This is a genomic window from Sodalis sp. RH20, from assembly GCF_047324205.1.
Classification (GTDB): domain Bacteria; phylum Pseudomonadota; class Gammaproteobacteria; order Enterobacterales; family Enterobacteriaceae; genus Acerihabitans.
In genome coordinates this window covers 3,615,136-3,629,179 of the sequence record NZ_CP178733.1, presented here as the reverse complement: position 1 = coordinate 3,629,179, position 14,044 = coordinate 3,615,136, and the positions used below count along the sequence as shown (strand labels likewise).

12 protein-coding genes are annotated in these 14,044 nt (G+C 62.4%); 4 read left to right on the top strand and 8 right to left on the bottom strand.

Annotated elements, in window-relative coordinates; translation table 11 throughout:
- Positions 1-65: 65 nt before the first annotated feature.
- The 8 genes from panC to thpR all read right to left on the bottom strand — a co-directional run bounded on the left by panC (position 66) and on the right by thpR (position 6,811).
- Positions 66-920: a pantoate--beta-alanine ligase gene (panC, locus tag ACL2XM_RS16755; protein ID WP_410016382.1), complete on the bottom strand. Its 855-nt coding sequence runs from the start codon at positions 918-920 to the stop codon at positions 66-68.
- A 15-nt stretch (positions 921-935) separates the two neighbouring features.
- Positions 936-1,730 carry a 3-methyl-2-oxobutanoate hydroxymethyltransferase gene (gene panB, locus ACL2XM_RS16750; protein ID WP_410016620.1) on the bottom strand — a complete coding sequence of 265 codons (795 nt, stop codon included), beginning with the start codon at positions 1,728-1,730 and terminating at the stop codon, positions 936-938.
- A 133-nt stretch (positions 1,731-1,863) separates the two neighbouring features.
- Entirely contained in the window at positions 1,864-2,370 is a 507-nt protein-coding gene (folK, locus tag ACL2XM_RS16745) for a 2-amino-4-hydroxy-6-hydroxymethyldihydropteridine diphosphokinase (protein ID WP_413733231.1), read from the bottom strand.
- A gap of 35 nt (positions 2,371-2,405) precedes the next feature.
- Positions 2,406-3,827, bottom strand: a complete 1,422-nt coding sequence (gene pcnB, locus ACL2XM_RS16740) for a polynucleotide adenylyltransferase PcnB (RefSeq protein ID WP_410016618.1) — start codon at positions 3,825-3,827, stop codon at positions 2,406-2,408.
- Positions 3,828-3,875: 48 nt separating this feature from the next.
- A complete protein-coding gene (gluQRS, locus tag ACL2XM_RS16735) occupies positions 3,876-4,796 on the bottom strand; it encodes a tRNA glutamyl-Q(34) synthetase GluQRS (protein WP_413727140.1) in 921 nt (306 codons plus the stop codon).
- Between the two features lie 82 nt (positions 4,797-4,878).
- Positions 4,879-5,334 (bottom strand): RNA polymerase-binding protein DksA, encoded by a 456-nt coding sequence (gene dksA / locus ACL2XM_RS16730; RefSeq protein WP_162363932.1) that lies wholly within the window; start codon positions 5,332-5,334, stop codon positions 4,879-4,881.
- A 197-nt stretch (positions 5,335-5,531) separates the two neighbouring features.
- A complete protein-coding gene (gene sfsA, locus ACL2XM_RS16725) occupies positions 5,532-6,239 on the bottom strand; it encodes a DNA/RNA nuclease SfsA (RefSeq protein WP_410016380.1) in 708 nt (235 codons plus the stop codon).
- 44 nt (positions 6,240-6,283) lie between these two features.
- On the bottom strand, positions 6,284-6,811 hold the full coding sequence (gene thpR / locus ACL2XM_RS16720; RefSeq protein ID WP_413730922.1) for an RNA 2',3'-cyclic phosphodiesterase: 528 nt from the start codon (positions 6,809-6,811) through the stop codon (positions 6,284-6,286).
- A 125-nt stretch (positions 6,812-6,936) separates the two neighbouring features.
- On the opposite strand from thpR, the gene hrpB reads away from it, so the two are divergent.
- The 4 genes from hrpB (at position 6,937) to fhuD (ending at position 14,041) form a co-directional block, all read left to right on the top strand.
- Positions 6,937-9,402: an ATP-dependent helicase HrpB gene (hrpB, locus tag ACL2XM_RS16715; RefSeq protein ID WP_413731265.1), complete on the top strand. Its 2,466-nt coding sequence runs from the start codon at positions 6,937-6,939 to the stop codon at positions 9,400-9,402.
- Between the two features lie 83 nt (positions 9,403-9,485).
- Complete coding sequence (mrcB, locus tag ACL2XM_RS16710) at positions 9,486-12,035, top strand: bifunctional glycosyl transferase/transpeptidase (protein ID WP_410016377.1); 2,550 nt, start codon at positions 9,486-9,488, stop codon at positions 12,033-12,035.
- A gap of 186 nt (positions 12,036-12,221) precedes the next feature.
- Positions 12,222-13,037 (top strand): Fe3+-hydroxamate ABC transporter ATP-binding protein FhuC, encoded by an 816-nt coding sequence (gene fhuC / locus ACL2XM_RS16705; protein ID WP_413722157.1) that lies wholly within the window; start codon positions 12,222-12,224, stop codon positions 13,035-13,037.
- The gene (gene fhuD / locus ACL2XM_RS16700; protein ID WP_413722158.1) at positions 13,037-14,041 is read left to right on the top strand and encodes a Fe(3+)-hydroxamate ABC transporter substrate-binding protein FhuD; all 1,005 of its coding nucleotides are present in this window, start codon (positions 13,037-13,039) and stop codon (positions 14,039-14,041) included. The genes fhuC and fhuD overlap by 1 nt, the downstream gene beginning before the upstream one ends.
- Positions 14,042-14,044 lie beyond the last annotated feature (3 nt).

Below are 14,044 nucleotides of genomic sequence, written 5' to 3'. Positions count from 1 at the left end.
TTGGGACATCCACGCCAGTATTGACGATAGCCTCCCGGCTGTCCACAGGCCTGAGTGCTGCCCCATTACAACGTTAAATCCACCTGGGCGTTGTCAATTAAACGCGCCTTGCCCAGCCAGGCGGAAAACAGCACCACCGCGCGCGCGCTGTCCACCGTGAGCGGCTGCAAGGTATCGGCGTCGCGAATATCCAGGGCATCCGGCTGCAGGCCGGCCTGGCGCAGCCGTTCCGCCGCCTGTTGCAGCAGGGTATCGGTTTGGCGTTCGCCGTTTTTCATCTGCCCGATAAGCTGTTCCAGCACGCTGTGCAACCGGGGCGCTATCTGGCGCTCCCCGGCGGTGAGATAGCCGTTGCGCGAGCTTAGCGCCAGGCCGTCGGCGGCGCGCACCGTCGGTACGCCGACTATCTCGATGTCATAGCCCATATCCTTCACCATTTGGCGTATCAGCGCCAGCTGCTGGTAATCCTTCTGGCCGAAACAGGCGATATCCGGCTGCACCAGGTTAAACAGCTTACTGACAATGGTGGCTACGCCGCGGAAATGGCCCGGGCGGATGGCGCCTTCCAGAATAGCGGAAAAACGCGGCACATCCACAAACGTCTGGCTGGCGAGTCCGTCCGGATATATAACCGCCGCTGCCGGCGCAAACACCGTATCAACGCCGCGCCGGGTCAGCTTTTCGCAATCTTCCTGCAGCGTGCGCGGGTACGCCGTGAGATCTTCGGGGCGATCGAATTGCATCGGGTTGACGAAGATACTGACGATAACAATATCGGCACGGGCGCGGGCTTCATCCACCAGGGACATATGCCCATCGTGCAGATTCCCCATGGTCGGCACCAACGCAATACGTTTACCTTCCTGCCGCCACTGCTTAACAGCCTGACGCAGTTTCGGCGGGGTTTCGATAATCAACACGCCTATCTCCTGTCGTTATTGAAAACTGTGTTCCAGGCCGGGGAAAATACCCTGCTCGACCTCTTCGATATATAAACGCACCGCCGGGCGGATATCACCTGCCTGAGCCAGGAAATTCTTGACGAATTTTGGCGTCCCTTGGCCGGTAATGCCCAACGCGTCCTGCATCACCAGGATTTGCCCGTCGGTGACATTGCCCGCGCCGATGCCGATCACCGGTATGGCCAGCGCCTCGGTGACCCGCTGCGCGAGCGCCACGGGCACGCATTCCAGCACCAGCAGCTGCGCGCCGGCCTGCTCAAGCGTCAGCGCGTCCTGTAATAACCGTTCCGCGCTGTCGCTGTCGCGGCCCTGCACTTTATACCCGCCGAAGATATTCACCGATTGCGGCGTCAGTCCCAGGTGGCCGCACACCGGCACCGCCCGTTCGGTCAAACCGCGCACGGCGTCGGCCAGCCAGCCGCCGCCCTCCAGCTTGACCATATTGGCGCCGGCACGCATCAGCACGGCGGCGCTGTCAAAGGCCTGCGCCGCCGTCGCATAGGACATGAACGGCAAATCCGCGAGCAGCAGGCACTGGGGCGCGCCGCGGCGCACGCACCGGGTATGGTAGGCAATCTCTTCCACCGTCACCGGCAGCGTGGAAGTCTGGCCCTGCATGGTCATGCCCAGAGAGTCGCCCACCAGCATTACCTGAATGCCTTCTTGCTCAAACAGGCGGGCAAAGCTGGCGTCATAGGCGGTCAGGGTGGCGAACTTGCGTTGCTGCTGTTTCCAGGCGCGCAGATGCGAAATGGTGGTCGGTTTCATCATAACCTCGGTCAGGCCGGTAACGCATAATTGAAATGAAGTGGCGCGTTATTCTAAATGAAGGCGGGGACAGGAGATAGTATTGTCTGAGCAAAACGTGCGGCAATGGAGGGGATGCGCGGAGAAGGGGAGCTTACCAGCGGCGCGCCCGGTGTTCATTATCCCAGAATTCCAGGCCGTTGCGCCCGGTGCGCACCAGCAGGTCCGCCAGCGCCTCGCCGTCGGGCAATACCAGGTCGGGGGCGAGCTCCGCCAGGGGATAAAGCACGAATTCACGGTGCTTCATATCATAGTGCGGCACCGTCAGCCGGGCGGTATGAAGCCGCAGGCCGCCGAACAGCAGGATATCGAGATCGAGCGTGCGCGGCCCCCAGCGGTCGGCTTTGCGCACCCGCCCCTGCCGCCGCTCGATGTGCTGGGTGTGATCGAGCAGCTGTTCCGGCGTGAGCGCGGTGTCAAGGGCGACGACGGCGTTGAGGTAATCGGGCTGGTCCTGCGGTCCCAGAGGCCGGCTGCGGTAAAAAGAGGAGCAGGCGTTCAGCCGGGTTTGCGGCAATTGGGCGAGGGCGTCCAGCGCGGCGTTAACCTGGTCAAGCGGATCCGCCAGGTTGCTGCCGATAGCCAGCCAGACTCGCGTCATCGGCACGCCGGACAGCGGCGCTGCGCCAGCCATGGTTAAGCCGGATCGCGATGCGGCGTACGGCGGCGCGGACGGCGCGGACGCGGACGGGCGGTGGCGTCGTCGTCAAGGGTGGTGAGCAGGGACTTCTGCCGCGGCGGCGCGGCTTCCTGGAACTCGCGCCACCATTGGGTCAGCCGTTGCAATTCGGCGCTGTTTTCGACGTCGGCGCGCAGCGCCAGCAGATCGAAAGCCGCGCGGAATTTTGGATGCTCCATCAGCTTGAAGGCGCGTTTGCCCTGGCGGCGCGACAGGCGCAGCTGCAGCTGCCAGATATCGCGCATCAGCGTGGTCAGGCGTTTGGGAATGGCGAGCGAGCGGCACTGTTCGTCAAGAATATCGTTCAGCGCCAGCGAAAACGCGTCGAAATAGGCCAGGCCGCCTTCCTGCGTCAGCTTCTGCGCCTGTTCGAGCAGGGGGTACCACAGCATGGCGGAGAACAGGAATGCCGGATTGACCCGCATGTCGTTCTGGATGCGATGATCGGTGTTTTTCAGTACCTGGGTGACCATCTGCTCCATAAAACTGTCACCCTGTTCGGTGAAGTTGCGGCTGATGAGCGGAAACATGGGCTGGAACAGCTGATATTCGCACAGCAGGCGGTAGGTCGGTTCGCCGTAACCGGCCTGCAGCAGTTTAAGCGATTCCTCGAACAGCCTGGCCGCCGGGATATCGCGCAGCAACGACGCCAGGCGCGGGATCGGCTCGGCGGTGGCCGCATCGACGGTCATGTTCAGCTTGGCGGCAAAACGCACCGCCCGCAGCATGCGCACCGGATCCTCGCGGTAGCGGGTTTCCGGATCGCCAATCAGGCGCACCACGCCTTCCTGCAAATCGCGCAGGCCGCCGGTATAGTCGCGCAGCGTAAAGTCGGCCACGCTGTAATAGAGGCTGTTGATGGTGAAATCGCGGCGCTGGGCGTCTTCCTCGATGGAGCCGAAGATATTGTCGCGCAGCAGCATGCCGTTTTGTCCTTGCAGCGCGGCGGCGGGGGCCTGCACCGCCGACCCGGCATCAACGTCATCGGGCACGTGGGTCAGATGATGGCCGCGAAAGGTCGCCACTTCGATGATTTCCGGTCCGAACATGACATGGGCGAGGCGAAAACGCCGGCCCACCAGACGGCAGTTGCGAAATAACTTGCGCATCTGTTCGGGGGTGGCATCGGTGGTAATGTCGAAATCCTTCGGTTTTCTACCCAACAGCAGGTCGCGCACGCCGCCGCCGACCAGATAGGCCTCGTATCCCGCTTTATTCAAGCGGTAAAGCACTTTCAGTGCATTTTCACTGATCTCTTTACGGGAGATGGTGTGCTGGTCGCGCGGGATAATCGTCAAAGGGCGTCTATCCTCTGGTGCCGCCGCCACGGTTTCCCGGCTCAGCACCTTACGGCAGAAGTTGGCTACTCGGGTAAAAATAGTACACCTCAATAGTAACAAATAAACGGGAGCAACAAAAAACAGCGGCTAATCATAGCTCACCCCGGGTGTTTTGAGAACGTCTGGGGCGCATGTCGTGCCCGATGGCGAAATCGGTATGGATGCCAGGGACCAATGCATAATAGCCCAGTCTAACATACTCTCAAGGGTCAAATCCCGCCACCCTTGCGCTACCGGTTGATTTAAAAAAACTAATGCGTCGGCAAGCGTTGGCCGGGGGTCCCCCTGCGGCAACGGCGGCGCATGATTCTGCTTGGATAATTTGGCGCCCGTGGGCGTCAACGCCAGCGGTAAATGAATATATTCCGGTTCTTTATAACCTAATTGACGGTAGAGTGCCAATTGCCGCACGGTAGGCTCGATTAAATCGGCCCCGCGCACGATTTCGGTCACGCCGAGCGCCGCGTCGTCCACCACGACCGCCAGATTGTAGGCAAACAGACCGTCGCGGCGGCGGATAATAAAATCTTCCCGGGCCAGATCGGGGTCGGCGTAGATATCACCGCGCAAACGGTCATGGAAATGTGACACGGGGGCTATCTGGCGCAGGCGGATGGCGGCATTTTGCGCCGGCAGGCCGAGCGTGCGGCAATGACCGTCGTAAATGCCGCCCAGTTCCTGAATGCGGGCGCGGGTGCAGCGGCAATGATAGCTTAGCCCGCGCGCGCGCAAATCCGCCAGGACGTCAAGGTAAGCCGCGTGGCGTTGGGATTGGAAGCATACGGGGCCGTCCCAGTGCAGGCCGTAATGGGCCAACTGGCGTAAAATGGTATCGGCGGCGCCGGGGACTTCGCGGGGAGGATCGATATCTTCGATACGCACTCGCCACTGCCCATGCGAGGCGCGGGCCTGGAGAAAACTCCCCAGGGCCGCGACAAGCGAGCCAAAATGCAAGGCGCCTGAAGGCGAGGGGGCAAAACGCCCCATGTAGGTGCTGTGCGCAGCCATAACTCAGGAAAGGCGAATCCGTACAGTTACCGCGATGCCGTGGTCCGTTCCATGGGCGACATCGCGGCAATCTGGATTGATTTTACCCTGCCATCTGCTTTTCGCGGATTTCAGCCAAGGTCTTGCAATCAATGCATAAATCAGCGGTCGGCCGCGCTTCCAGGCGGCGAATGCCGATTTCCACGCCGCATGAGTCGCAGAAGCCGAAATCTTTGTCTTCTACTTTCTTCAGCGTTTTTTCGATCTTCTTGATCAATTTTCGTTCCCGATCGCGGTTACGCAGTTCAAGGCTGAATTCCTCTTCCTGCGCGGCCCGGTCCACAGGATCCGGAAAGTTGGCCGCTTCATCCTGCATATGCGAAACGGTACGACCCACTTCATCTCTGAGCTGGTTGCGCCATGCGTCGAGGATGCGCTTGAAATGCAGCAACTGGGCCGCATTCATATACTCCTCGCCCGGTTTCTGCTGGTACGGTTCCACCCCGGCGATGGCGAGAATGCTCAAGGAGGATGTCTTACGGTCTTGCCCTTCTTGCATGTTGCTTCTCCTTCATAACACGCACTATCGATCCCCAACGTGGGGAAAAAAACAGGCCGCTATAAATAACAGATGACGTTGAGGTTGGCAATTATTCCTGACGCCTACTTGACAAGAGTGTGAAGAAAGGCGTATCTGGCGGGCGGTTAAACTAAGGAAAAACGGGATGATTTATCCTTTTTTTCCAGAAAAGCCGCCTACGAAATAAATAACGGTAAAGCATTTTTCAGCACAATACCGTCCGGGGATAACTGCGCGCCATAGCAAAATACTTCCACGCCATGTTGCTGCGCCTGCAATACTAAATCGGCATAATGGGGGTCGATGTGCCGGGCGGGCGCCACCCGGGTGATTCCGGAGTGCAACACCGCAAAAAACAGTACGGCACGGTGACCCATTTCTGCCATTGCTTGTAGTTCTCGTAAATGTTTTTGTCCGCGTATCGTTACCGCATCGGGAAAATACCCCCACTCCTGTTGCAGTAATGTGACGGATTTCACCTCAATATAGCAGTTTGCGCGATTTTCCGCTGCTAATAACCAATCAATCCGACTATTTTCTACGCCATAACGCACTTCGGCAGTAAGTGTAGTATAGCCCGACAATTCGGGAACGGCGTCGGCGCGCACCGCCTCCGCCAGCAGGGCGTTGGCGCGCAGAGTATTCACTCCTATCCATTGACCACCGGCGGTTTCAGTTAGTTCCCAGCTATGCGGATATTGACGTTTACGGTTGTCTGAAGTCGAATACCACACTGTATCCCCGGGCACGGCGCAGCCGGTCATGGCGCCGGTGTTGGCGCAATGGATAGTCAGCTCCTCGCCCTCCGGGGTGACCACATCCGCCAGGAAACGTTTATAGCGCCGCACCAGGCGGGCGGATTTTAATTCTGGACTGAATCGCATGACATTTCCGTATAAGAGTTTTGCCGTCTCCCCCTCTCGCCAGGTCAGGCGAGCGGCCAGCTATCGAGCAGCATATAGCGGGCGCGCCCGTTGTCAAATAGCGAGGCGTACAGGCCGAAACTCCCGACCGCCATTTCCCATCCCGGCGTGCCGGACGGCAGCGCCACCGCCTGATGGGCCTGGCGCAGCAGCGTGACATGTGGATGGTACGGCAGCGGGCTTTGATAGCAGCCGTTGCGGGCCGCCTGCGCGCGCAGCCACTGCGCCAACTGCAATAACCCGCGCGGCGCGCGCTTCATGCCGAGCCACACCACGCCGGAGCCGGGCCAGTGTCCGCAATCGTCCAGGGTCAGGGTAAAGGGCTTTTGTTGCAATCTCATGGCGGCGGCGCGCAGGGCCTGTTCTTTGCCGGCGCCCACCTCGCCCAGGAACGCCAGGGTGATATGCAGGTTGGCCGCCGCCACCGGCCTGCCGGCCTCATAGGGAAAACGGGCGGCGCGCCAGTCGATAACCGCCTGGCGGACGCTATCGGGCAGGGCAATGGCAAAAAACAGGCGACGGGTGGAGGTCATGGCGGTCCCGGCTGGTGTCGTGGATGATTGACCGTTTCCCCTGGCCGGCCTCGGTCGCCGATACCAGGGAAACGCGGCGAAGATTCTGTTCTTCAATCAAGCGATGCTACAATGCCCGGCCCTGAATGTTAATCTTTAACGGAGATGTCGTGACGTCATTACCGGTCGCCGCCGTAGTCGATGAGTTGCTGCAAGCGTTGCAAGGCGCCGCGCAGGTTCTGCTGCACGCGCCCACCGGCGCCGGCAAATCCACCTGGCTGCCGCTGGAAATCCTGCGGCGCGCCGGCCTGCCCGGGCGTATCCTGATGCTGGAGCCACGGCGGCTGGCCGCCAAAAACGTGGCGCTGCGCCTGGCCGAACAACTGGGCGAAACGCCCGGCCAGACCGTCGGCTACCGCATGCGCGCCGAAAGCCGCGTGGGGCCGCACACCCGGCTGGAGGTGGTGACCGAAGGCATTCTGACGCGCATGTTGCAGCAGGATCCGGAGCTGTCCGGCGTCGCCCTGGTTATCCTGGATGAATTCCATGAACGCAGCCTGCAGGCCGATCTGGCGCTGGCGCTGCTGCTGGATGTGCAGCAGGGACTGCGCGCCGATCTGCGGCTGCTTATCATGTCCGCCACCCTGGACGACCGGCGCCTGCTGGCGCTTCTGCCCGCCGCGCCGGTTATCCGTTCCGTCGGCCGCAGTTTTCCGGTGGAGCGGGTTTTTCATCCGCTGCCCTCACAGTCCGTCCCCGTCCAGGCGATTGCCGCGGCGGTCAGCGAGATGCTGTCATCCCATACCGGCTCGCTGCTGTTGTTTTTACCCGGCGTGGGGGAGATCAACCGCGTGCAGGCTTTGCTGTCTCCCCGGATCGGGGCGGAGGTCGATCTTTGCCCGCTGTATGGCGCCCTGACCCTGGACGAACAGCAGCGGGCCATCCGGCCGGCCCCGGCGGGGCGGCGCAAGGTGGTGCTGGCCACCAATATCGCCGAGACCAGCCTGACGATCGAGGGCATTCGCCTGGTGGTGGACAGCGGGCTGGAGCGGGTAAGCGAATTCGATGCCAGGAACGGGCTCAGCCGCCTGGTCACCCAGCGCGTCAGCCAGGCGTCCATGGTGCAGCGCGCCGGCCGTGCCGGCCGCCTGTCCCCCGGCGTGTGCTGGCACCTCTTTAGTCAATCGCAGGCGGAACGCGCGCCGGAACACGGCCGGCCGGAAATTCTGCAAAGCGATCTCAGCGGTTTTTATCTCGAATTACTGCAATGGGGCTGTACCGACCTGCTGACGCTCTGCTGGCTCGACCTGCCGCCAGAACCCAACCTGGCCGCGGCCCGCCGCACCCTGCGCCAGTTGGATGCCGTCGATGGGGCGGAACGCCTGACGTCCCTGGGGCGCAAAATGGCGCAAGCAGGCTGCGAACCGCGCCTGGCGGCCATGCTGTGCCATGCGCGCGACGATGACGATAGCCTGGCGACGGCCGCGCTGCTGGCGGCCATTATCGAGGAACCGCCGCGCGCGGGGTCGCCCGATATGCGCGATGCGCTCGCGCGCCCGCAGTCCCACTGGCTGCGACGCGCCAGGCAACTGGCCAAACGGCTGTCGCCCCGCTGGGGCCGGCCGGACGCGGCGCTGGCGCCCGCGCTGCTGGCCTGGGGATTTCGCGATCGCATCGCCCGCCGGCGCGACGCCACCGGCCGGTATCAACTGGCCAACGGCCTGGGCGCGGCGCTGGCTCCCGACGAGGCGCTGTCGGCGATTGAATGGCTGATCGTGCCGGGGCTGATGCAACTGGGGCAAAATGCCGACGCGGCCATCCGGCTGGCGCTGCCGGTGGATATCGCCGCGCTGGTGGCCGCCCGTCCCGACTGGCTGACGGTCACCACCGCCATGCGCTGGGATGAGGAAAAGGGCAGCCTGCGCGTGCTCAGGCGTGAACAGATCGGACAATTGATGTTACGCGAGCAGCCGCAGGCCAGGCCTTCCGGCGAGGTGATGCGGCAGGCGCTGCTCAACTGGATTGGCGAGCAGGGCCTGTCGGTGCTCAACTGGGACGGCCCGGCGCAGCAGCTGCGCCAGCGCCTGCTGTGCGCCCGCGACTGGTTGCCGGAGGCGGACTGGCCTGTGGTGGACGACGACGCGCTGCTGGCGGCCCTGCCGCTATGGCTGCAGCCGTCCCTGGAGGGCGTGCATGACGTGCGCGCCCTGCGCCAGGTGAATCTCGGCGAGGCGTTATTGCGCCTGCTGGACTGGCGATTGCGTCAACGACTGGATACTGCGCTGCCCAGCCACTACACTGTGCCCACCGGCAGCCGGCTGCCGGTGCGTTACCAGCACGGCGAGCCGCCGGTGCTGGCCGTAAGGATGCAGGAAATGTTCGGCGAGCAGGCCAGTCCGCTGCTGGCCGAAGGCCGCGTGGCGCTGGTGCTGGAGTTGTTATCGCCCGCCGGGCATCCGTTGCAGATTACCCGCGATCTGGCGGCGTTCTGGCAGGGGGCCTACCGCGAGGTGCAAAAAGAAATGAAGGGGCGTTACCCCAAGCATGTCTGGCCGGATAATCCGGCCATTGCGGTACCCACCCGGCGCACCAAAAAGTATCAGCAGGGTTGATTTCAGAGGTTTCCTCTTCCGGATAAGATGGTGGAGGAACAGAGTAGGCGGGGAATCCGTCGGAAGTATGGAGAATCATAACGATGTCTGGGGATGATCGCGAACCTATTGGACGTCATGGAAGACCGTCCGGCCGTAAAGTGACAAATAAACCGCCAGTGCGACGTCACCGGGACGACGACTACGAAGAAAATGACGATGCTCAGGACGACTATGACGATCAAGAGGAATACGTAATGCCGCCGCGCAAGCCGCCTGCGAAAGGCAAAGCGCGCCCGCCGCGCAAAAGCGGCAAGCGGCGCCTGCTGGGATTGCTTATCAAGATTTTCCTGGTGGTGGTGATTTTACTGGTGATCTACGGCGTCTACCTGGATGCGCAGATCCGCAGCCGCATCGACGGCAAGGTCTGGCAACTGCCGGCGGCGGTCTATGGCCGCATGGTGAACCTGGAGCCGGGCATGCCCTACAGCAAAAGCGAGATGGTCAACCTGCTGGAAGGGATGCAGTACCGCCAGGTGACCCGCATAACCCGCCCGGGCGAATTCAGCGTGCGCGCCAACAGCATCGATATGCTGCGCCGTCCCTTTGATTTCCCCGACAGCAAGGAAGGGCAGATCCATGCGGTGCTGACGTTTGATCGCGATCATCTGCTGCAAATTCAAAACCAGGATACGCAGCGGAACTTCGGCTTTTTCCGCCTCGATCCGCGCCTGATCACCATGCTGCAGTCGCCCAACGGCGAGCAGCGGTTGTTTGTGCCCCGCGCCGGATTCCCCGATCTGCTGGTGGATACCCTGATAGCCACCGAAGATCGTCATTTTTACCAGCATGACGGCATCAGCATCAGCTCCATCGGCCGCGCCTTCCTGGCGAATATTACCGCCGGGCGCGCGGTGCAGGGGGGCAGTACGCTGACCCAGCAGTTGGTCAAGAATTTGTTCCTGACCAATGAGCGTTCCCTGTGGCGCAAGATCAACGAAGCCTATATGGCCGTGATCCTCGATTACCGCTACAGCAAGGATCGCATCCTTGAGCTGTATCTGAACGAAGTCTACCTCGGCCAGAGCGGCAGCGAACAGATCCGCGGATTCCCGTTGGCAAGCCTCTATTATTTCGGCCGGCCGGTGGATGAACTCAGCCTGGATCAGCAGGCCATGCTGGTGGGCATGGTCAAGGGCGCATCACTGTACAATCCCTGGCGTAATCCGCAAATGGCGCTGGAGCGGCGTAACCTGGTGCTGAAGCTGTTGCAAAACCAGCAGGTTATCGACGAGGATTTGTATAATATGCTGAGCGCGCGTCCGCTGGGGGTGCAGCCGCGCGGCGGGGTGATTACGCCGCAGCCGGCCTTTATGCAAATGGTGCGTCAGGAGCTGCAGGCGAAGCTGGGCGACAAGATTAACGATTTGTCCGGCGTGAAAATATTCACCACCCTGGATCCGATTTCGCAGGACGCGGCGGAAAGAGCGGTGGAGGCCGGTGTGCCGGCCCTGCGCGCCGGGCGCGGCGTCAGCGACCTTGAGAGCGCTATGGTGGTGGTGGACCGCTTTAGCGGCGAAGTGCGCGCCATGGTCGGCGGTTCCCAGCCGCAATTCGCCGGATTTAACCGCGCCATGCAGGCACGGCGTCCGGTAGGGTCGCTGGCAAAACCGGCCACCTACCTGACCGCGCTGAGCCAGCCGGATAAGTACCGCCTGAACACCTGGATCGCCGATGAGCCCATTTCACTCAAGCAGCCGAACGGGCAGCTGTGGGCGCCGAAAAACTACGATCGCCAGTTTCGCGGCAAGGTGATGCTGGTAGACGCGCTGGCCAATTCGCTTAACGTGCCGACGGTCAACCTGGGGCTGGCGGTGGGCCTGCCGGATATCGTCGCCACCCTGCAAAAACTGGGCATCCCGAAAGAGGTGATTAACCCGGTGCCGGCCATGCTGCTGGGGGCCATCAGCCTCACGCCGATGGAAGTGGCGCAGGAATACCAGACCATTGCCAGCGGCGGCAATCGTGCGCCGCTGTCGGCGGTGCGCTCGGTGATAAGCGAGGACGGCAAGGTGCTTTACCAGAGCTTCCCGCAGGCGGAGCGCGTGGTGCCGGCCCAGGCGGCGTATCTGACGTTATACGGTATGCAGCAGGTGGTGGCGCGCGGCACGTCGCGTTCGCTGGCGGTGAAATTCCCCAATTTCCATCTGGCCGGGAAAACCGGTACCACCAATGATTTGCGCGATAGCTGGTTTGCCGGCGTGGACGGTAAAGAGGTGACCATCAGCTGGGTAGGGCGCGACAACAACGGCCCGGCCAAGCTGACCGGCGCCAACGGCGCGCTGACGATTTACCGCCGTTACCTGGAAAACCAGCCGCCGCTGACGCTTAACGTGATACCGCCCGAGGAGATCAACCAGATGTCCATCGACTATGCCGGCAATTTCGTCTGCAACAGCGACAGCAGCATGCGCGTGATCCCGGTCTGGACCGACAGTCCGCAGGCGCTGTGCCAGGCCAGCCAGGCGGTGGCCCAGCAGCCGGCGCAAACGCCCCCTGACCAGCAGCAGTCGGGCCAGCAGCCGCCGCAACAGGAGCAGCAGGAGGGCAGCGACGGCGTCGCCGGCTGGATCAAGGATATGTTCGGCAAATAGCTCGCCACCCCGGCTTGCCGGGGTGGGTTTGTTGACCAGGCGAAGGAACGCCGGCGATAGGCATTCTGTCGCCGCGCGATGCCTGGCGGCGACCTGCGAGGAAAAATCAGTTGCGATACTGCTAATTATTGAAGGAAACTGCTATTATTGCTTCTTTGAATAATTATCATTTGCTTTATTGGGCTTATGCAAGATATCGCCACACCTCTAGCCAACGCCGCCGCCAGGAACGCTACTTTTGCCCTGGATCAGGTGAGTTTCTCGGTACCCGGACGGGTATTACTCCAGCCGCTGTCGTTCACTTTTCCCCAGGGCAAGGTCTGTGGCCTGATAGGTCATAACGGCTCCGGAAAATCCACCCTGCTGAAGATCCTGGGCCGTCATCATGAGGCCAGCGGCGGCGTGGCGCGCCTGAATGATAAACCGCTGGCGGACTGGGAAAGCAAGGCTTTCGCCCGGCAGGTGGCGTATCTGCCGCAGCAACTGCCGGCGGCGGAAGGCATGACGGTGCGCGAGCTGGTGGCCCTGGGGCGTTATCCCTGGCACGGCGCGCTCGGCCGCTTCGGCAGCGCCGATCGCCGGCATGTGGAGGACGCCATCGAGGTGGTCGGCCTGCCCTCGCTTGCCCACCGTCTGGTGGACAGCCTTTCCGGCGGCGAGCGTCAGCGCGCCTGGCTGGCGATGACCCTGGCGCAGGATAGCCGCTGCCTGCTGCTGGATGAACCCACCTCGGCCCTGGATATCGCCCATCAGGTGGACGTACTGGCCTTGATTAAGCGCATGAGCCAGGAGCGCGGCCTGACGGTTATCGCGGTATTGCATGATATCAATATGGCGGCGCGCTACTGCGATTACCTGACGGCGCTGCGCGGCGGCGCAATGATTGCCCAGGGATCGCCGCTGGAGCTGATGCGCGGCGACGTGCTGGAAACCATTTACGGTATTCCTATGGGCATCCTGCCACATCCGGGCGGCGGCGCGCCGGTGAGTTTCGTGTTTTAATGCGCCGGCGTGATCAGACCCTGGGACGTCTGCGCCCCCAGCGCGCGCCCGGCGCCATTGCGACGGATGAGAGTCCGGGTATTGACGGCGGCCGCCGACGGCTGCTGGCCGCCCTGCTGCTGTCGCCCTTGTGCTGCGGTCTCGCGTCCTGGGGGACCGCGGCCCGGGGTGCGACCGATCGGACGGCAACGGGCGGATCCGTCCCGTCGCTGCCCTATCAGCGCATTATCGCCCTTGAATGGCTGCCGGTGGAGCTGCTGTTCGCCCTCGGCGTTACGCCGCTGGCCGTCGCCGGCACCCGGGATTACCGCTTATGGGTACAGGAGCCGGTGCTTCCGGCCTCGATTGTCGATGTCGGCCAGCGCACCGAACCTAATTTCGAACTGATCACCGCGCTCAAGCCGGACTTGATCCTGTATTCCCAGGGCTACGGGCCGCGCCCGGAACAATTGCGCGCCATTGCCCCCGCCATGGGGTTTAGTTTCACCGACGGGCAGGGGCGGCCGCTGACCACCGCGCGCGCCGGGCTGCTGGCCCTGGCGCAGCGCCTGGACAGGATGCCCGCCGCCCTGGCCCATCTGGCGTCTTTCGACCGCGAACTGGCCGAAGCCTGGCCGCAGCTGGCGTCATATCGCCGCCAGCCCCTGCTGATATTTTCCCTGATGGACGATCGTCACGCCCTGATCATCGGCGGCACCAGTTTATTCGGCCAGGTCATGGACCAACTGGCGCTGGCCAACGTCTGGCAGGGAGAAAATAATTTCTGGGGCACGGCGGTGGTGGGAATTGAACAACTGGCGACGCTGCCCCTGGCGCGGGCCATATGCCTGGATCACGGCGACGCCGCGCTGACGGCGCGCGTGGCCGCCACGCCGCTGTGGCAGGCCATGCCCTTTGTGCGCCGGAATATGTTGCGCACCGTGCCGGCCATCTGGATTTATGGCGCCACTCTTGCGGCCCTGCGTTTTTGCCGCATGCTGCAGCAGATGGAAAAACAATGGTGAGGC

Coding starts and splice junctions, on each gene's coding strand:
- panB (WP_410016620.1), bottom strand. CDS start 1,730: ATGAAACCGACCACCATTTCGCATCTGCGCGCCTGGAAACAGCAGCAA.
- folK (WP_413733231.1), bottom strand. CDS start 2,370: ATGACGCGAGTCTGGCTGGCTATCGGCAGCAACCTGGCGGATCCGCTT.
- gluQRS (WP_413727140.1), bottom strand. CDS start 4,796: ATGGCTGCGCACAGCACCTACATGGGGCGTTTTGCCCCCTCGCCTTCA.
- dksA (WP_162363932.1), bottom strand. CDS start 5,334: ATGCAAGAAGGGCAAGACCGTAAGACATCCTCCTTGAGCATTCTCGCC.
- sfsA (WP_410016380.1), bottom strand. CDS start 6,239: ATGCGATTCAGTCCAGAATTAAAATCCGCCCGCCTGGTGCGGCGCTAT.
- thpR (WP_413730922.1), bottom strand. CDS start 6,811: ATGACCTCCACCCGTCGCCTGTTTTTTGCCATTGCCCTGCCCGATAGC.
- hrpB (WP_413731265.1), top strand. CDS start 6,937: ATGTTAATCTTTAACGGAGATGTCGTGACGTCATTACCGGTCGCCGCC.
- mrcB (WP_410016377.1), top strand. CDS start 9,486: ATGTCTGGGGATGATCGCGAACCTATTGGACGTCATGGAAGACCGTCC.
- fhuC (WP_413722157.1), top strand. CDS start 12,222: ATGCAAGATATCGCCACACCTCTAGCCAACGCCGCCGCCAGGAACGCT.
- fhuD (WP_413722158.1), top strand. CDS start 13,037: ATGCGCCGGCGTGATCAGACCCTGGGACGTCTGCGCCCCCAGCGCGCG.